Annotated in this window: 13 protein-coding genes; 10 read left to right on the forward strand and 3 right to left on the reverse strand. The window is 72.6% G+C overall.

The genetic code is table 11. The features are described 5' to 3' along the window. Positions 1-41 precede the first annotated feature (41 nt). Positions 42-1,394, forward strand: a complete 1,353-nt coding sequence (locus ABR738_RS33770) for a hypothetical protein (RefSeq protein ID WP_350233733.1) — start codon at positions 42-44, stop codon at positions 1,392-1,394. 34 nt (positions 1,395-1,428) lie between these two features. Here the strand turns inward: ABR738_RS33770 and ABR738_RS33775 are convergent, their stop codons facing one another. The 3 genes from ABR738_RS33775 to ABR738_RS33785 all read right to left on the reverse strand — a co-directional run bounded on the left by ABR738_RS33775 (position 1,429) and on the right by ABR738_RS33785 (position 7,098). Next, a complete protein-coding gene (locus ABR738_RS33775) occupies positions 1,429-4,119 on the reverse strand; it encodes a helix-turn-helix transcriptional regulator (RefSeq protein WP_350233734.1) in 2,691 nt (896 codons plus the stop codon). Then, on the reverse strand, positions 4,116-5,558 hold the full coding sequence (locus ABR738_RS33780; protein ID WP_350233735.1) for an aminopeptidase P family protein: 1,443 nt from the start codon (positions 5,556-5,558) through the stop codon (positions 4,116-4,118). Before ABR738_RS33780 ends, ABR738_RS33775 begins: the two co-directional genes overlap by 4 nt. Before the next feature lie 103 nt (positions 5,559-5,661). Then, a complete protein-coding gene (locus ABR738_RS33785; RefSeq protein WP_350233736.1) occupies positions 5,662-7,098 on the reverse strand; it encodes an aminopeptidase P family protein in 1,437 nt (478 codons plus the stop codon). A gap of 720 nt (positions 7,099-7,818) precedes the next feature. Between ABR738_RS33785 and rph the strand changes: the two genes are divergently transcribed. From rph to acuI, 9 genes are all read left to right on the forward strand, one after another. Further along, entirely contained in the window at positions 7,819-10,428 is a 2,610-nt protein-coding gene (rph, locus tag ABR738_RS33790) for a rifamycin-inactivating phosphotransferase (RefSeq protein ID WP_350233737.1), read from the forward strand. Positions 10,429-10,898: 470 nt separating this feature from the next. Beyond that, the gene (locus ABR738_RS33795) at positions 10,899-11,129 is read left to right on the forward strand and encodes a hypothetical protein (protein WP_350233738.1); all 231 of its coding nucleotides are present in this window, start codon (positions 10,899-10,901) and stop codon (positions 11,127-11,129) included. A gap of 173 nt (positions 11,130-11,302) precedes the next feature. Next, positions 11,303-11,884: an alpha/beta hydrolase gene (locus ABR738_RS37805; RefSeq protein ID WP_502964186.1), complete on the forward strand. Its 582-nt coding sequence runs from the start codon at positions 11,303-11,305 to the stop codon at positions 11,882-11,884. Beyond that, on the forward strand, positions 11,881-12,234 hold the full coding sequence (locus ABR738_RS37810; RefSeq protein WP_502964187.1) for an alpha/beta hydrolase: 354 nt from the start codon (positions 11,881-11,883) through the stop codon (positions 12,232-12,234). Before ABR738_RS37805 ends, ABR738_RS37810 begins: the two co-directional genes overlap by 4 nt. Positions 12,235-12,245: 11 nt before the next feature. Next, on the forward strand, positions 12,246-12,482 hold the full coding sequence (locus ABR738_RS33805) for a helix-turn-helix transcriptional regulator (RefSeq protein ID WP_350233739.1): 237 nt from the start codon (positions 12,246-12,248) through the stop codon (positions 12,480-12,482). Continuing rightward, positions 12,448-12,966 (forward strand): helix-turn-helix transcriptional regulator, encoded by a 519-nt coding sequence (locus tag ABR738_RS33810; protein WP_350233740.1) that lies wholly within the window; start codon positions 12,448-12,450, stop codon positions 12,964-12,966. The genes ABR738_RS33805 and ABR738_RS33810 overlap by 35 nt, the downstream gene beginning before the upstream one ends. A gap of 363 nt (positions 12,967-13,329) precedes the next feature. Continuing rightward, positions 13,330-14,100 (forward strand): hypothetical protein, encoded by a 771-nt coding sequence (locus ABR738_RS33815; protein WP_502964188.1) that lies wholly within the window; start codon positions 13,330-13,332, stop codon positions 14,098-14,100. A 657-nt stretch (positions 14,101-14,757) separates the two neighbouring features. Next, positions 14,758-17,430 carry a glycoside hydrolase family 31 protein gene (locus tag ABR738_RS33820; RefSeq protein WP_350233741.1) on the forward strand — a complete coding sequence of 891 codons (2,673 nt, stop codon included), beginning with the start codon at positions 14,758-14,760 and terminating at the stop codon, positions 17,428-17,430. Positions 17,431-17,570: 140 nt separating this feature from the next. Further along, complete coding sequence (acuI, locus tag ABR738_RS33825) at positions 17,571-18,560, forward strand: acrylyl-CoA reductase (NADPH) (RefSeq protein ID WP_350233742.1); 990 nt, start codon at positions 17,571-17,573, stop codon at positions 18,558-18,560. The last annotated feature ends 9 nt before the right edge of the window (positions 18,561-18,569 follow it).

The following is an 18,569-nucleotide window of genomic DNA, read 5'->3' on the forward strand; positions in this document are numbered from 1 at the left end:
ACCCGTCCGGACCCAACACGCCGGACAGAGCGGAAGACACCATGGAAGACACCTCGGCGGCGCTGCGGGTGGGTGCGGCGCGAGGGCCGCACGTACCGGATCCCCGCACCCTGATCAACGCGTTCGACCACCAGTTGCGGGGCTTCAGGACGTTCTGGTTCGACCGGATCGCCCCGGCGGGCCCCGTCGTCAGGCCCGCCGCCCAAGGAGCCGAACTGGAGGGCGCGGTCGCCTACTTGGCCGACCTGCTGCGCCGCGCGGTGCGGCACCTGGGCGAGGACTGCCTCGCCCGGCACCGCGCACTGGGCCTGGACGAGCGCCTGACGGCGTTCTACGGCGACGAGGAGTTCGAGAACGCCTACGCCACGGTGATGGGCCGCCCGGACGTCATCCTCACCGACGCGGGCTGGAAGTTCATCGAGTTCAACTTCTGCTCCTCCACCGGCGGGCAGGTCTACCTCCATCTGCTCAACGATCTGTGGCGGCAGCTGCTGTCCGAGGCGGTGCTCGGCACGCTCATCCTCGCCGACCCCCTCAAGGCACGCGCGGACGTCCTGCGGAGCGTCCTCGGCGAACTGGGGCTCGATCCGGGCGTGGCGGTCGTCGGCTATCTGCCGGACGTCTTCGTCGGCGGGTACACGGGGAGCCGCAGGTACTACGACATCGAGGTCGAGTCGCTGCGGAAGTCCGGTATCGCCGCCGATTACTTCGACACCGACGAGTTCATCGGAGCCCTCGACGCCGGCCGGGCGCCCCACCCGCTGGTCCTGGAGCGCACGGTGCCGCAGGAGTGGCTGGACGCGGGCCGCGACATCCGGCCGCTGCTGAGGATCAGGAAGTGCGGCTCGGCCGTGCTCACCCCGCAGAGCTCCTACCAGGCGGCGAACAAGCAGCTGTTCGCGCTGCTGTCCAAGGGCCAGGACTGGATGAGTGACGAGGACCGCGCGTTCACGCGGCGCTACCTGCCGTGGTCGCGCGGCATACGGGAGGAGAAGGTGGAATTCCAGGGCGAGACATGGCAGTTGGAGGAGCTGCTGCGCCGGCGCCGGGAGGACTTCGTCGTCAAGCGTTCCGACGGCGACCAGAACTTCGACGTGCACATCGGCTCGAGGACCGAACCCGCCGCCTGGGAGCACGTGATCACCAGGGCGAAGGCGGCCGGCACCTGGATAGCGCAGGAGGCCGTCCACAGCACCAGGATCCGCGCGGACGTCCTGGACCGCGACCGGGACAGCTACCTCGGCATCAGCACGGGCGCGGTGTTCGGACCGCTGTTCATGGGCGGTCGCATGACGGGATGCGGGGTGCGCTACGACGTCCCCGCCCCGGGCGGGGCCGAACCGGGGGCGGCGGCGTCGAGCATCCTGGGATCGGTCGGCTGGTACGAGGACTGAGCGCCCCGGCACATGGCGGTCCGGACGGCCCGGGTCAGCGGGCCGCCCGGTGGTCGTCCTTGCGTACCAGCGCCATCAGTTGGACGCGCGAGCGCACCTGCAACTTGCGGTAGATCCGGGTGAGGACCGCCTCCACGGTCTTGACGCTGATGTACAGGGCGGCCGCGATGTCACGGTTGGCGAGCCCTTCGACGACGAGCTCGGTGATGCGCCGCTCGGCGTCGGTGAGCCCGGCCTGCCAGGCCTGCGCCCGGGCGGCCTCGGACCGCGGCGGCCCCCACAGCGGCGCGCCCGCCCCGCGGAACACCGCCTCGGCCGCGGCCTGGAGTTCCCTGGCGCGGGCGGGGCGTCTGCGGCGCTGCTCGACCGACGCGTGGGCGAGCAGCACCCGCCCGCGCTGCAACGGATGCCCCAGCGCCTCGAAGGCGCGCCGGGCTTCGTCCAGCAGTTCCTCGGCCCGGTCGAAGTCGCCCGCCGCCGTGTGGCACAGGGCCTCCGCGCGGGCGAGCGAGGCAAGGACGCCACGGCGTCGCAGGTCCTCGGCCCGGCGCCGGGCCGATGCGACCGTCCGCAGCGCGGCCGGGAGGTCACCGGCGGCGAGCAGCGCCTCGGCGAGGTCGGCGTCGTAGCGGATCTCCGCCGGATCGCGCATGCCCAACTCCCGCGCCAGGTCACGGACGCCGAGCAGATCGGCAAGCGCTCCGCCGGTGTCGCGCAGCAGCAGCCGGGTCGCACCGGACAGATGCAGACAGTGCGCGGCAAGGACCGTGTCGGCTTCCTCACGTGAGGCCGTGAGGCCGAGATCGGCGCACGCCAGGGCCTCTTCCAGGCTGCCGCCGGCGAGTTCGGCGAGCGCGGCCGCATGCCAGGCGGGCCCGGGGGATGCCCCGAGATCACGGGTGAGGGCGAGCAGGTGGCCCGCCTCCTCGCGGGCGGCGGCGCCCTCACCGCGCAGGGCGTGGACGCGGACGGAGCCGGCCAGCAGCCGAAGCCGGTCGGCGCGACAGGGGGCCGGAGCCTCATCGAGGAGCCGGGCGGCCTCGTCGACCCGGTCGTCGAGGAGGGCGAAGGCGACAGCGGTACGGCGTGGTGTCCCCGGGGCGGGGCCCGCGCCGTGGCCGTGACCCGCCGCCAGCGCCCGCCCGAGCAGCGCGCCGTGGCCGGCCGATCCCGAGCCCTGCTCGATCAGCGCCGTCAGGGCCAGGGCGGCGGCACGGGTCGCGGCGTCACCGGCGCGTCCCGCCCACTCCTCGGCGGACCAGGCGTGGCCAAGGGCCTCGGGGTGGCAGCCCCGGCTCAGCCGCAGGCCACGGGCCAGCCGCAGATGGGTCGCCGCGATCAGACCCGGATCGTCGGCGGCCGTGGCCTCGGCCAGGGCCTGGGCCGCCAGGTGTTCGACCAGTGCGGCCCCCCGTCCGGCGGCGTCCACCACGGCGAGCCGGGCCCGGGCGCGGGCCTCGGGTGCGGCCCGGCCGCGCTCCAGTTGGTCGAGCGCCGCGCGGGCCAGGTCGAAGCGGCCCGCCGCCTCGGCGTCCTGGGCGGCGGCGACCAGCAGGCGGTGCTGGTCGCCGCCGGGCCTCGCGCCCGCGAGGAGGCCGAACTCGGCGGCCCTGGCGTGGTCGGCGCCGGCCCGCGCCTCTGCGGCGGCGCCGAGGAGCGCCGGGACCAGATACGCGGGCAGCCCGGCCGGGGCCAGCGCGGAGGCCTGGTGCCAGACCCGGTCCTCATCGGCGGAGGAGGCGGTGGCGAGGGCGAGATGGGCCTGGCTCACCGCCTCGCCGCTGGCCTCGGCGATGATGCCCTCACGGACGACCGGGGCGGGAAAGCGCACGGTGGCGCCCACTTGGATCAGACCCGCGGCCTCGGCGTCCGCCAGGGCCGTGTCGGCGCACGGGCCGCCCGCGCGCCGGACGGTGTCGAGCGAGGGGTCGGCGGCCAGCGCGGCGAGCAGCAGCACCCAGTGCACCGGCGCCGCGAGCCCGGAGAGCCAGGCGCGCAGTGCCTTGCGGGCATAGGGGGCGAGCGGCTGGACGTCGAGCACCGCCGGCGTCCCGGCGCGGGCGAGCCCGGCGGCGATCTCCGAGACGAGCCGGGGGTTGCCGCCCGTCGCCGTGTGGATGCGCGCGGCGGTGCGCAGCGGGATCCCGAAGGACCGTACGACGGCGGCCGACTCCTGCGGTCTGAGCGTGGGCACCGTTATCTCCACGGCGTCGCCGCCCAGGACGTCGTGCGCGGGCGGCCCGCCGGGCCGCAGGGCGGCGAGCAACGACACGCTGCCCCGGCTGCGGCGTGCCGCGTAACCGAAGACGCCCAGGCTGTCCCGCCCCCACCAGTGCACGTCGTCGACGGTGAGCAACAGCCGGGCCCTGCGCCCCCAGGCCTGCAGGCAGGACAGGACCGTGACGCGCAGGACCGCGGGATCGGGCTCGGGACCGGTGACCCGCCGCAGGACCCAGTCGATCGTCGACCGCTGCACGTCGGAGAGTTCACGGCTGACGTCGTCCGGGCAGACGGTGAACAGATCCATGAAGGGCACATACGGCAGATGGGTGTCGCCGGGCGCCGAACTGAGCCTGACCACCGGGTCCCCCGAGGTCTCCCACACGGTGCACACCGCGTCGAGGACCGCGGACTTGCCGAACCCGGTGGGTCCGACCACCGCCACCGCACCGGCCTGCCGCAGCTGTCCGCAGACCTGGTCGACCAGGGGGCGGGGGGCTCTCACCGCGACGCGCCCATCCACGCCTCGACGTCGTCGGCGGCGCGTGGCAGGCCCGACGAAAGACACTCCGCGCCGTCGGCCGTGATGAGGAAGTCGTCCTCGATGCGCACGCCGATGCCCCGCAGCTCCTGAGGGACCGTCAAGTCGTCGGGCTGGAAGTACAGTCCGGGCTCGACGGTGAGCACATGGCCCTCGCGGAGCACGCCCCGGGCGTAGGTCTCGCTGCGGGCCGAGGCGCAGTCGTGGCAGTCGAGACCGAGCATGTGACCGGTGCCGCAGACGGTGTACCTGCGGTACAGGGCCGACTCGTGCGCGACCACGTCGCCGCCGGGCCGCAGGCCCCAGGCGTCAAGGCCCTCGGCGATGACCCGCGTCGCCGCGTCGTGGAACGCGCCGTAGGGCGCGCCGGGCCGAAGAGCGGCGATGCCCGCGGACTGCGCGGCGAACACCAGCTCGTACACCCGGCGTTGAGCGTCGGTGAAGCGGCCGCCGACCGGCAGCGTCCGGGTCACGTCCCCGGTGTAGAACGTGTCGGCCTCGGCGCCCGCGTCGAGGAGCAGCAGATCGCCCTCGCGCACCGGACCGTCGTTGTGCATCCAGTGCAGGACGCACGCATGGTTACCGGCCGCCGCGATCGTCTCGAATCCCAGGCCATAACCTTCCAGCCGCGCCCGCCGGTTGAAGGTGCCCTCGATCCAGCGCTCGCCCCGCTCCAGGCGGGTGGCGTACGGCAGTTCGGCGGCGACGTCGTGGAAGCCGGCCAGCGTGTTCCCCACCGCCGTACGCAGCTGCTCGATCTCCCACTCGTCCTTGACCAGGCGCGACTCGGCCAGAAAGGCGAGCAGTTCGGCGTCGCCGGGCGCGGACGGCGTCACCAGGGCGTCGACGACCGCGTCCTCGCCCCGCACGGCCCGGGTCGGCACGCCGCCGGCGAGTGCCCGCTCCAAGTCGTCGCGGGAGCGCGTCTCGATGCCGAGGTCACCGGCGGTCTCGGCGAGCGTCCGGCGCCTGCCGACCCAGAACTCGCCGTGCCGGCGGTCGCTGTAGAACTCCGCGCCGCGCGGCCCGGCGTCACGGGGCGAGCGCGGCCGGGTGAACAGCGTGACCTCGTGCCCCTGCCCGGTCGGCTCGAAGACCAGCACGCTGTCCGGCACCGCTCGCGTGCCCAGCTCGGCGGTGAGATGGATGTACGCGGAGTGCGGCCGGAAGGCGTAGTCGAAGTCGTTGCTGCGGGTCTTGAGGCCACCGGACGGAACGACGATCCGCTCGCCGGGGAACCGCTCGGACACCGCGGCCCGCCGCTTGGCCGCCCACGCGGCTCCCGACCCGGGCCTCGCGGGCCGGCTCGTGTCGGCCCAGCCGTGCCGGAAGACCTCCGCCACCGCGTCCGGTACTTGATGATCGTGGCTGCGCAACCCGCGCGAACCGTCCTGCTGTTCCATCACTCGCGTCCCCTCGTGTGGTGATCCGTTCTCGCCGGAGGACCCCGTGGTCCTGGCCGTGGCCGGCCGCACGCCGTTGTGCGGCCGGCCACGGCGGTCGCCGTCAGCCCCGCAGCCGGGCCATCCAGGCCTCCACCTCGTCGGCGGCCCGGGGGAGGTCGGCCGACAGGTTCTCGTTGCCGTCCTCGGTGACCAGGATGTCGTCCTCGATCCGGATGCCGATGCCCCGGAACTCCTCCGGGACGGTCAGGTCGTCCGACTGGAAGTACAGCCCGGGCTCGACGGTCAGCACCATGCCCGCGGCGAGGGTGCCCTCGACGTACAGCTCGGTACGGGCCTTGGCGCAGTCGTGGACGTCGAGGCCGATCATGTGCCCGGTGCCGGCGAGGGTCCAGCGCCGGAAGAGCCCGAGCTCGTACGCCTCGTCCACCGAGCGGCTGCCGAACAGGCCCCAGGAGGCGAGGTGTTCGGTCAGCACCCGCTGGGCGGCGTGGTGGAAGTCCCGGTACTTGGCGCCCGGCTTGACGGCGGCGATGCCGGCCGACTGCGCCGCGTACACCGCGTCGTACACCTTGCGCTGCGCGGGAGTGAAGCGGCCGTCGACGGGCAGGGTGCGGGTGACGTCGGCGGTGTAGAGATTGCGGCTCTCCACGCCGGCGTCCAGCAGCAGCAGGTCGCCGGGGCGGGCCTCGCCGTCGTTGCGCACCCAGTGCAGGGTCGTTGCGTGCGGGCCGGCGGCGCAGACCGAGGCGTACCCCACGTCATTGCCCTCGATCCGCGCGCGCATCCAGAACGTGCCCTCGATGGCCCGCTCCAGGGTCGGCCGGTCCGTGCCGAGGATGCCCACGACGTCCTCGAAACCGCGCGCGGTGGCCTGGACGGCGTGACGCAGGTCGGCGATCTCGAACTCGTCCTTGACCAGGCGCATTTCGGAGAGCGCGATCCGGAACTCGATGTCCCGCTCGGCGGTGACCTTGTCGCTCAGTGTGGCGTCGACGGCCGCGTCGTACCCGCGCAGCAGCCGGATCGGTCCACGCGCCTCGGCCAGCCGGCCGGTCAGGGTGCGGACATCACGGCAGGGCAGGCCTAGCAGGCGCTCGTTCTCGCTGAGGCTGTTGCGCCGGCCGTCCCAGAGCTCGCCGTGGTAGTCGAGCCAGAACTCGCCGGACTCGCGGTCGGAGCGGGGCAGCACGTAGGCGACGGCCTGGTGCCCGCCGCTCTCGCCCGGCTCGAGAACCAGGACGGCGTCCTGCGACTGATCACCCGTCAGGTACACGTAGTCCGACGACGGCCGGAAAGGGTAGTCCGTGTCGTTGGAGCGCACCTTGGGGTTGCCGGCGGGGATCACCAGGAGCTCACCGGGGAACTGGGCGGACAGCGCCGCCCGGCGGCGCGCGGTGTGCGGCGCCTGCGCGATGGGCTGGAGGTCGCGGCGTTCGGTGTCCGCCCAGCCCTGCCTCATGTTCTCGGTGAGCTCGGTGCTCACGCCCCCGTACAGGCCGTTCTTGCGCGTCTTGTTCTCGTCTGTCTCATCCGTCACAACAGCCTCCTGAGGCGAATGCGTCACTCAAGTCCTCCTCGACCGCCGACAGTCGGCGCCCCGAGGGGACTCGACGGCCGGAGAAATCTCTGGGCGTGGTCATCGGCAAAAAACTCCGGGCCTGGTCATCGGCGCAGGTGAGCACAGCTCATCACGGACCGCGTGGTGCCGCCGGAACCCCCAACTCCGCGACCGGACCGGCTCCTTGTCGCGAACCGCACTCTCGCAGAACCTCCCCGCCCCCACTTCGTACAGATGTATGAAAGGTCGGTGGCGCTTTTTCGTCATCTGTCGATGGGCGGAACGCCGACAGCGCCACCGGGATGTGCCTCCGTCACGTTCGGATCATGCTCGCGGGAGGGCCGGCGCGGGTGGACGCGGGCGCGCTTGGCGCAGTCGCGAAGGGCGCTGTCCGAGGGGGATGGGGGTGGGGAGCCGTCCCGAGTGGCCACGGGCGCGCGTGTGGTCGGCGCGCCCGGCCTGGGCGCCCCGCCGAGGCCCACATGACCAAGGCAGGCCACATGACAGAGGCAGACCACATGACAAAGGCAGGGAGACACTTCTCCCCGCCTGTCTCAAGATATAGCGCACCGGGGGGCTTGCCACAAGGCCCAGGGGGGAGCGCAGAATCGGCGCCCGACACCAGCCGAAAGGGCCGGGCGGCCAGGACGCGACCGTCCGCCGCACATCGACGGAGCACCACGCCTCGGAGGCAACGCAGTGACTGAGCAGTACGTGCTGGATCTTCAGGAGGCCGACGGGACGCCGCTCGCGCTCGTCGGCGGCAAGGCCGGGCACCTGGGCGCCCTCGCGCGGATCGAGGGGGTGGAGGTGCCGGACGGCTTCTGCGTGACGACCGAGGCCTTCGCCAGGGTCGTGGCCCGACAGCCATCGGTCGGCCAACTCCTCCAGCGGCTGGCCCGCGTGGAACCGGAGGACCGGGACGCCGTCCGTACGCTCAGCGCACAGCTGCGCCGGACCATCGAAGAGATCCCCCTTCCAGGCGACCTCGCCGCCGAGATCACCGACGCGCTCACCCGGCACGGCGAGCGGGACGCGTACGCCGTGCGGTCCAGCGCGACGGCTGAGGACCTGCCGACCGCCTCCTTCGCCGGTCAGCAGGACACGTACCTCAACATCGTGGGGCCGGCGGAGATCCTGCGGCACATCAGCCGGTGCTGGGCCTCGCTGTTCACGGAGCGGGCCGTGACCTACCGGGAGCGCAACGGCATCGACCACCGCGCGGTGCGCATGGCCGTGGTCGTGCAGCGGATGGCCGAGCCGCGGGCTTCGGGCGTGATGTTCACGGCCGACCCCGTCACGGGCAACCGCGCGATCGCCACCGTGGACGCCGGGTTCGGCCTTGGTGAGGCCCTGGTCTCCGGCCTGGTGAATCCGGACGTCTTCAAGGTGCGCGACGGCCAGGTCCTCGCCAGGACGATCGCCGCGAAGGCGTGCGCCGTCGACGCCGTGCCCGGCGGCGGTACGCGTGAGGTGGCCATCGACGCGGGGCGTCAGGAGGAGCCGGCGCTGACGGACGCGCAGGCCGTACGGCTGGTGGAACTCGGACGACGCATCGAGGCGCACTTCGGCCGCCCGCAGGACGTCGAATGGTGCCTGGTCGGCGACACCTTCCACATCGTGCAGAGCCGCCCGATCACGACGCTGTTCCCGGTCCCGGACAGCGGGGACGAGGAGAACCACGTCTATCTCTCCGTCGGCCACCAGCAGATGATGACCGACGCCATCAAGCCACTGGGGCTCTCGGTGTGGCAGCTGACGGCCATGGCGCCGATGCCCGAGGCCGGCGGGAGGCTGTTCGTCGACGCCACCCGGCGGCTTGCCTCGCCCACGAGCCGCGCGGGCCTGCTCGACCTCATCGGGCGCGGCGATCCGCTGACCAGGGACGCGCTGGAAACCGTCCTCGCCCGCGACGGGTTCCTTCCGTCGCTTCCCGACGCGCGGCCCGCCGGTCCGGCGCCCGGCGGCGCGCCCGCCGCCCCGATCGAGACCGACCCGGCCATTGTCACCGGACTGATCGAACGCAACCGTGCCGCCGTCGCCGCCCTCAAGCGCGACATCGAGACGAAGAGCGGACCGGCGCTCTTCGACTTCCTGCTCGACGCGTTCGCCACGCACAAGCGCGAGCTCGGTGATCCGCTGAGCATGCGGGCGATCATGGCCGGCATGGAGGCTACCTGGTGGCTCAACGACAAGCTCCTTGAGTGGCTGGGCGAGAAGAACGCGGCGGACACGCTCATCCTGTCCGCCCCCGACAACGTCACCTCGGAGATGGGCCTGGCGCTGCTCGACGTCGCGGACGCCATCCGCCCGTACCCGGAGGTGGTCGCGTACCTGGGGGGCGTCGGGGATGTCGCGGGCAACGGCTTCCTGGAGGAGCTGGGAAAGCTCACGGGCGGGGCCGAGGCGCGTGCCGCCATCGAGTCCTATCTCGACCGGTACGGCATGCGCTGCGTCGGCGAGATCGACATCACCCGGCCACGCTGGAGCGAACGCCCCTCGACTCTCGTGCCGGTCATCCTCGACAACGTCAGGAACTTCCAACCGGGCGCGGCGCAGCGGCGGTTCGAGCAGGGGCGGCAGAAGGCGCTGGCCAAGGAACAGGATGTGCTGGCCCGCCTGCGGGCCCTGCCGGACGGGGATGACAAGGCCGCCGAGACCGAGCGCGTGATCAGGCGCGTCAGGACCTTCACCGGATACCGGGAGTACCCCAAGTACGGCATCATCAGCCGGTACTTCGTCTACAAGCAGGCCCTCCTGAAGGAGGCCGGGCGGCTGGTGCGAGCCGGGGTGCTCGACGAGGAGGAGGACATCTTCTACCTCAGGTTCGAGGAACTGCGTGACGTCGCACGCTCGGGCCGGGTGGACGGCCGTCTCCTCCAGGAGCGCAGGGAAGCGTTCCGCTCCTACCAGGCGCTCACGCCGCCCCGGGTGCTCACCTCGGAGGGCGAGGCCCTGAACGGGGCCTACCGGCGCGACGACGTACCGCCCGGCGCGCTGAGCGGCATCCCGGTGTCCGCCGGGACCGTCGAGGGGCGGGCCCGCGTCGTCCTGGACATGGCGCACGCCGACCTCGAAGCGGGCGACATCCTGGTCACCACTTTCACCGACCCCAGCTGGTCGCCGCTGTTCGTCGCGATCGCGGGTCTGGTCACGGAGGTGGGCGGCGTGATGACCCACGGCGCGGTGATCGCGCGGGAGTACGGCCTGCCCGCCGTCGTGGGCGTGGAGGGCGCCACCCGCCGGATCCGGGACGGGCAGCGGATCCGGGTGCACGGGACGGACGGGTACGTGGAGATTTTGGCGTGACAGGTTGACAGGTTGACAGGTTGGCGGGCTGGCGGGTTGGCGGTCGTGACGGGCTGGCGGGTGAGGCGGGCCGGCTCGCTGACCCGCTGACCCGCTGGCCGGCTTCGGGACGGCCGGGTCCGGGCGGCGCCGGGCAACACCCTGGCAGAGACCTACGCGGCCGCCAAGGGAGCGGCCGAGGCGATGACCCGCGAGTGCCGGCCCGATCCTGGCCCGAGCTGCGCGGCCGGACAGCACCGTTAGGGCCGTGGCCCCGGCCCCGCCCCGCCGCGACCCCGCTGTTCCTGGACGGCAGGAGCCACGAGCCGGGCGGAGCGCGGCGCCGCCCGGCCGGGGTGCCGGCTGACGCGGGGGCTCGGCGGGGACTTGGAGCGGGCGCGTCGGCGGTCGGGTGATACCGGTTTTGCCGGGCCCGGGCGCCGGGGACTGATCACCCTGTTCCTCATCCAACCGCTCGAACAGGAGCAATCATGCGCATGCGTACCACCCTCACCGCCGGCGTCCTCGCCGTCGCCGCGATCCTCGGCAGCACCGGCACCGCGCTCGCCCACGACCGGGACGACCACTACTCCGGCGGCAGGAAGGGCAGCTGCGCCACGTTCGCCGCGGCGCACGGCGGGAACGCGTCGTTCGGCAGCGCCTGTAAGCACTCCGAGTGGATGGGCCAGATGGGCGGCTGGATGGGTCACCACTCCCACTGAGGCCCCCTCGTTCCGGCGCTTCGCGGGCCGGTGCGAGCACCCCAGGGCGCGTACCGCCGCGACGCGGCTGCGCGCCCTGTCGTGTGCGCGCGGGGGGCTCGGCGCGGACGTGACGCGGCTCACTGGAAAAGGGTGACACGACGGTGTCGCGGACGGCTGCGACCGTGCCGCACATGATGATCAAAGACGAGGACTGCCTCACCGAGACCCTGGCGTTCAATGAACGGTTCGCGGCCGACGCGGACAGCCGGGTACGCCGGGGAGCGCCCGACGCCACCATGCTGGCCGCCCTTCGCCGCAACCGCCTGGGCGGCGACACGCCTCCCGTACGACTGCCCCATGGGCACGACCGCGTCCTCGCGGGCGGGGTGCGGGTCCGGACCTTCATACCCCCGCGCGTCGACGGCGTGTACCTGCACATCCACGGCGGCGGCTGGGCGTTCGGCTCCGCCGACGGGCAGGACGACCGCCTGTGGCGTCTGGCGCGAGACGCCCGGGTCGCCGTGGTGAGCGTGGAGTACCGCCTCGCGCCCGAACACCCCTTCCCCGCCGGGCCCGAGGACTGCGAGACCGCCGCCCGCTGGCTGGTGGACAACGCCGAGGCCGAATTCGGCACCCGCCGGCTCCTGATCGGCGGCGAGTCGGCCGGCGCGCACCTGAGCGTCCTGACGCTGCTGCGCCTGCGTGACCGGCACGGCGTCAGCGGAGCGTTCCGGGCGGCCCACCTGCTGTTCGGGCCCTACGCCTGTCGATGACTCCGAGCCAGCGCCTGTTCGGTTCCCGGCGGTCGCTGAGCAACACGGACACCCTGCGCTCCACCTATGAGCAGTTCACGCCCGGCATGGACGCCGAGCGGCGCCGCGATCCCGGCATGTCCCCGCTCTTCGCCGACCTCACGGGACTGCCGCCGGCCCGGATCGTGGTCGGAACCGAGGACCCGTTGCGGGACGACTCCCTCTTTCTGGCCGCGCGGTGGCGGGCGGCGGGCGCACCCGTACGGCTCGATGTCGTCGCCGGGGCCATGCACGGCTTCACCCTGTTCCCCCTCACCATCACCGAGCGGGAACTGCGACGCCAGGGAAGCTTCCTGGCCTCGGCACGGTAGCGTCCGACGACGTGAACCGTACTGCCCGTCTGTACTGGCTGGTCGAAGAACTGCGCGCGGCGGCGCCGAGGCCCCTGACGGTCGCGGCGCTCGCCGCGCGATGCGAGGTGAGTACGCGCACCGTGCAGCGCGACCTCCAGACACTGATGGAGACCGGCGTGCCGGTGCGCACGATGACGGGGCGGGGCGGGGGGCTGGTCGATCGACCCCGGCATGACCCTGCCGCCGGTGCGGTTCACCGCCGATGAGGCCGCCGCCCTCACGGTGGCCCTCGCGGGGGTCGGGGCCGGCGCCCCGTACGCGGGCGCCGCCCGTACGGCCGCCCAGAAGATCGCGGCCTCGATCACCGGTCCCGCGTCGACCGCGGCGCGCGAACTCGCCGCCCGGATCGTGACGCTGCCCTCGCCGGGCGACCGCGGTGTCCGTAGCGCGGTGGAGAGCGCTCTCAGCGCCAACACGGCCCTGCGGCTGTCCTACCTCGACGCGGGCGGCCGCGCGAGCGTCCGCGTGGTGGAACCGGCGGGACTGCTCACCGCCGAGGGGCGCTGGTACCTCATCGCCTGGTGCCGTACGCGCCGGGCGGGCCGGGGCTTCCGCCTCGACCGGATCGCGACGGCGCAACCCCTCGCCGAACAGGCCGAACCCCGCGACTTGGCGGCCCTGTTGCGCGGCTCCGCGGCCACCTCGGCGGTGCGGCCCGCCACCTTGGACGCCCTCGCGCCCGCGCCGTGAGGGCATCGCGCCCGTACGGGCGTGGTGACGAGCCGTCAGCTGTTGTGGCGGCGGTTTGGGAGAAGGCATGGCCGGGGTGGGACACGGTAACGGGCAACGATTACGATCCGGCTCATGAGCACCTCGGATCAGGACCAAGCGGTGGACGCGACCCCGGAAGCCCCCGGAACGACCGGAGCGAAGCCATCGCCTGCGGCGAAGCCGCGTTCGGAGCGGGGTGGGGCCGAGGCAGCCGGCGATCGGGACGCTTCCGAGGGCACCCGGGCTCAGTCCGCGAGCGCCGGGCGGGCCCCGGAGGCGGGGGAGCGGCAGGGCGGGGAGGCGTCCCCTCGCGCCGCTCAACTTCCGCGTGCAGAAGGGGACTTGAACGCAACCCAGGACCCGGAAGGCGCGACGGCGGCTGATCCGGGCGCCACCGCCCACCCCAAGGCCGCGTCCGGCGGGCGCGTGGCGGGTGGTTCGGGCTCTGGTTCGGTCGAGGCGGCCGTGGACGCGCTTGACGGGGCCACCTCGGGCGGAGGCGGGCGCGTGGCGGGTGGTTCGGGCTCCGGTTCGGTCGAAGCGACTGCGGACGACGCTCTTGATGCGGCCGCTTCGGGCGGGCGTGCCGAGACTGGCTCTGAGGCGGCCATGGGCGCGACTGGTGTGGCCACCCCGGGCGAGCCCGTCAAGGGTGCGGCGGCCCACCCTGGTGAGATATCCCCGGGCGCCCCGGCAGCGGGTGACCCGGAGATCCGTGGAGCGGTCACCCCGGACGCCCAACGCGGGGGTGGTGGGAACGAAGGCGCCCCGGACGCTCTCGACGACCAGGCCCCCGCCGACGCGACCCCGCACGCTTCCGCCGAGGGCGCCCCGCCCCAGGACGCGCCCGCGCGGGGCGGTCTTGCCCCCCGGCAGGCGCGCCGCATCCGCATGGTCGCCGCCGGTGTGCTCATGGTGGCGATCGGCGTGATCCTCGTCGTACGGCTGGCGACCCGTTCCTCGGTGCTGGTCGTCGGCGTTTATGGAATCGCTCTCATCCTGTGCGGCGTGGTCATCGAGCTGAGCCGCAACGGGCGTACCCGGCTTGCCTCCTGGCTCCTCGTGGTGGGCCTCGCCGCGGCGTTCGGCATGGACTGGTTCGTCCTGCCCTGACAGGCCGCCTTCGGTTGCTTCCCTCCCTGCTCCCCGGCCCCACGCCACGCGGGCCGGCGGGCACCCCGGCACCCCGCAGGGCTTCGCAGGGCCGACGAGCGCCCCGTCCGAGAGCGCTCTCAGGCCGGTCAAATTCGAAAGCCAACCGGCGCCTCAGGCAACCCCGCCCTCGGGCCCACCCGCCCAGCGGGCCACCCGGTCCCGGCACCCCTCAGCAACCCCGCCCCGCCCGGGCACCCCCCAGCAACCCCGCCTCCCCGTGCCGCCTACCCCACCCCGTTACGGCTCACCGCATCTCGCGCCCTCGCTCCACCCAGGGTCTGAGAGCGCTCTCAGGCTGCGCCCGAGCCCGAAGCGGCTGCCCTCACCGGCCCTCGTGGCAGCCGGCACAGCAGACGGCCCGGCCCGGCGCCGCGTGCCCCGCCTGCCAACGTGCCCGAGGCTCCCCGCGCCCCACCCACCCGCACTTGCCCTCCCCCCACCCGTTGACATGTACCCGCCTCACGGTGAATCTTGATGCTCGAAACTCCACTGTTCCAAGCATGAACGCGCACACCCGCCCCGGCCGTCGGCATAACCGCGTACACCGCCACCGGCTGTTGGCGTAAGCGCGCACACCGCGCCCGGCTGTTGCTCGGTACGAACGGAGAACGACTCTTGCGGACCCTCTGGTATCGCTTTCACCCTCCCCGGCGCCCCGCCGTCGCCGCCCTCTCGGCGCTCGCGCTCGCCCTCACCGCCCTGACCGTCCCGGCCGCCGCGCGGGCCGAGGCCGCGGCGCCGCCCGGTGGCGTCCTGGACAGCGGGACGAAGTCATTGACCTGGCAGAGCCCGATCTACGAGAAGGGCACTGTCGACGCGCCCGACAAGTGCCCGCCCCCCGCGCAGGACCCGGCCGGCGCCGTCTGCGCCCGCTTCGACCTGACGGTGCGTCCGCCCGCCCACCAGTGGGACGACAACCCGGAGGGCGGCGTGCCCGTCTCCGTCCAATGGGCCACGCCCACCGACGACTTCGACCTCTACGTCTACGACGACGCGGGCAAGCAGGTCGCCTCCAGCGCCGGTACCGCCGACCCCGAGGCCACCGTCATCCCGAAGGCGTCGGGGACCTACCACGTGGTCATCGTCCCTTACGACGTACACCACAACTCCTTCACGGGTACGGCGTACCTGCCCGAGCCCACGGACGCGGGGAACCTCACCGCCTTCGCCGGCAAGGACGGTACGTACGACATCGCCGCCGGCGCGCTGAAGGCCCGCGTGGACTTTCTCGCCGACGACACCCTGCGGCTGCGCGCCGCGCCGGACGGCACCTTCACCGACCCGCCCGGCAGCCACATGATCCAGACGCAGCCCAAGGCGCAGAAGGACACCAAGTCCTTTGACGCGCACGGCTATTACGGTATCCGGAGCAAGGACACCGTCCTGCGTGTCTACAAGAAGCCGCTGCGCTTCGCCCTCTACAAGGGGGACAACGAAACCGTCATCTGGTCCGAGGCCGACCCGCTGCGCTGGACCTCCGGTGGGATGCGTCAGAGCCTGACCCGTGGCGCGGATGAGCAGTTCTTCGGCGGCGGCGAGCAGAACGGCAGCTTCTCGCACCGCGACCAGGTCATGAACGTGGGCAACAACACCAACTGGAACGAGGGTGGCTGGAACAACTCCCAGCCCTTCTACATCTCCTCGGCCGGATACGGCGTGTTCCGCAACACCTTCACGCCGGGCGTCTACGACTTCGGGCCGCGCGTGCGAACCGGACAGCAGGAACGGCGCCTGGACGCCTACTACTTCACCGGCGACGTCAAGTCGGTCATCGGCAAGTACACCTCGCTGGTGGGCAAGCCGTTCATGCCGCCCGTGTACGGCCTCGAACCGGGCGACTCCGACTGCTACTTGCACAACGCCAACCGGGGCGAGCGCCACACGCTGGACGCGCTCAAGGTCGCCGACGGCTACACCCAGAACCAGATGCCGCTCGGCTGGATGCTCGTCAACGACGGCTATGGCTGCGGCTATGAGAACCTGGCCGAGACCGGCAAGGGCCTGCGGGCCCACAACGCCCAGCTCGGCCTGTGGACCCAGGACGGCCTCGGCAAACTCGCCGACCAGGTCAAGGCGGGCCAGCGCGTGGCCAAGCTGGACGTCGCGTGGGTCGGCAACGGATATGGCTTCGCCCTGAACGCCTGCGACCAGGCGAAGGCCGGCATCGAGGACAACAGCGACGCGCGCGGCTTCGTATGGCTGCCCGTCTCCTGGGCCGGCGCCCAGCGCTGCGGCGTCCTGTGGAGCGGTGACCAGAAGCTCAGCTGGGACTATCTGCGCTGGCAGATCCCCACGTACGCGGGCGCCACGTTGTCGGGCATCGCGTACAACACGGGTGACGTCGGCAGCATCTTCGGCCACGACCCCAAGATGTACACGCGTGACCTCCAGTGGAAGGCGTTCCTGCCGGCCATCATGACGATGGACGGCTGGGCCAAGGACCTCACCACCGGCAAGGCCGCCGACCAGCAGCCCTGGCTGGACGGTGGGCCCTACGCCTCCATCAACCGCAAGTACCTCCAGCTCAAGGAACGTCTCATCCCGTACATGTACGGGCTCTCCAAGGACGCCACGAAGACCGGTGTCGGCGCGGTCCGCCCGCTCTCCCTGGAGTACCCGGACGACCCCAACACTCTGGGCGCCGACGCCAAGTACGAGTTCTTGGCCGGTCCCGACTTCCTCGTCGCGCCCGTCTACAGCGACACCAGCGTCCGGGACGGCATCTACCTGCCCAAGGGCACCTGGACCGACTACTGGACGGGCAAGACCTACCAGGGCCCCACGACCATCGACCATTACGCCGCGCCCCTGGACACGTTGCCGCTGTTCGTGAAGGGCGGCTCGATCGTGCCGATGTGGCCCCAGGGCACGACATCCTGGGAGACCCGGAACAAGGGCGAGCTGGACTACGACATCTATCCGCGCCTCGGCACTTCCTCCTACACGCTGTACGAGGACGACGGTGTCACACGGAAGTTCGCCCAGGGCGCTTCGGCAACCCAGCGGGTCCAGGTGACCTCGGCCGGACGGGCCTCGGTCGTCAACGTCGGCCCCAGTGTGGGCAGTTACCAGGGCAAGCCGGCCAGCCGCGCCTACCGTCTCACCGTGCACGGCAGGACCGCGCCCACCATCGTCGCGCTCGGCGGGCAGCGGCTGCGCCGGTACGGTTCGGCGGCCGAGCTCGGCGCGGCGGGCACCGGCTGGTTCTTCGATCCGGCGACCGGAGTGACGCAGATCAGGACGCCGTCGCAGTCCACCGGGCGCGGTTTCTCCGTCGAGATCGCGTGAGGGTGGCCTGACGCCCGGCGCCGGGCCGGGGGCCGTACCGTGAGCCGTCCGGTACGGCCCCTTCGCACGTGCGGGAGGTGGGTTGGGGCAGGATCGGCGTACGGCTGAACAGGCACTCCACCGTCAAGGAGATCGATCCGATGTCATTCCGTGCCATCCGTGTCACCAAGGACGACGAGCGGGGCCACCACGTCGAGACCGTCACGCTGGAGGAGGAGGAACTCCACGACGGCGATGTGACGGTCGCCGTGGACTACTCCACCGTCAACTACAAGGACGGCCTCGCGCTCGCCCACGGCAAGGGCATCGTGCGGACGTATCCGCTGGTGCCCGGCATCGACTTCGCGGGCACCGTCGAATCGTCCACGCACCCCTCGTTCGCGCCCGGCGACCAGGTGGTGCTCAACGGCTACGGCGTGGGGGAGGGGCACGACGGCGGCTTCGCGCAGAAGGCCCGGGTCAACGGCGACTGGCTGGTCCCGCTGCCCGCCGGGCTCACCACCCGGCAGGCGGCCGCGATCGGCACCGCCGGATACACGGCCATGCTCAGCGTGCTCGCCCTTGAGGACGCGGGCCTCACCCCCGACAGCGGTGACGTGCTGGTGACGGGCGCGGCGGGAGGCGTCGGCTCGGTCGCCGTGTCGCTCCTGGCGGGACTCGGCTACCGGGTGCTCGCCTCCACCGGTCGGGCCGCCGAGGCCGACTATCTGCGCGGCCTCGGCGCCGCCGAGATCATCGACCGCGCCGAACTCTCCGAGCCCGGCCGCCCGCTCGGCAAGGAGCGCTGGGCCGGCGCGGTCGACTCGGTCGGCAGCCACACCCTGGTCAACGTCCTCGCGGGCACCCGCTACGGCGGCACGGTCACCAGCTGCGGCCTGGCCCAGGGCATCGATCTGCCGGGCACGGTGGTGCCGTTCATCCTGCGCGGGGTGACCCTGACCGGTATCGACTCCGTGCAGGCGCCGATGGAGCGCCGGATCAGGGCGTACGAGCGGCTGGTACGGGATCTCGATCTCACCCGCCTCGAAACGATGACCACCCTCGTCGCCCTCGACGAGGTCCCCGCGGTCGCCGAACGCATCCTGAAGGGCCAGGTACGCGGCCGCACGGTGGTGGACGTCAACGCCTGACCGACGGCG

This window comes from Streptomyces sp. Edi4 (genome assembly GCF_040253615.1).
Taxonomy (GTDB): Bacteria; Actinomycetota; Actinomycetes; order Streptomycetales; family Streptomycetaceae; genus Streptomyces.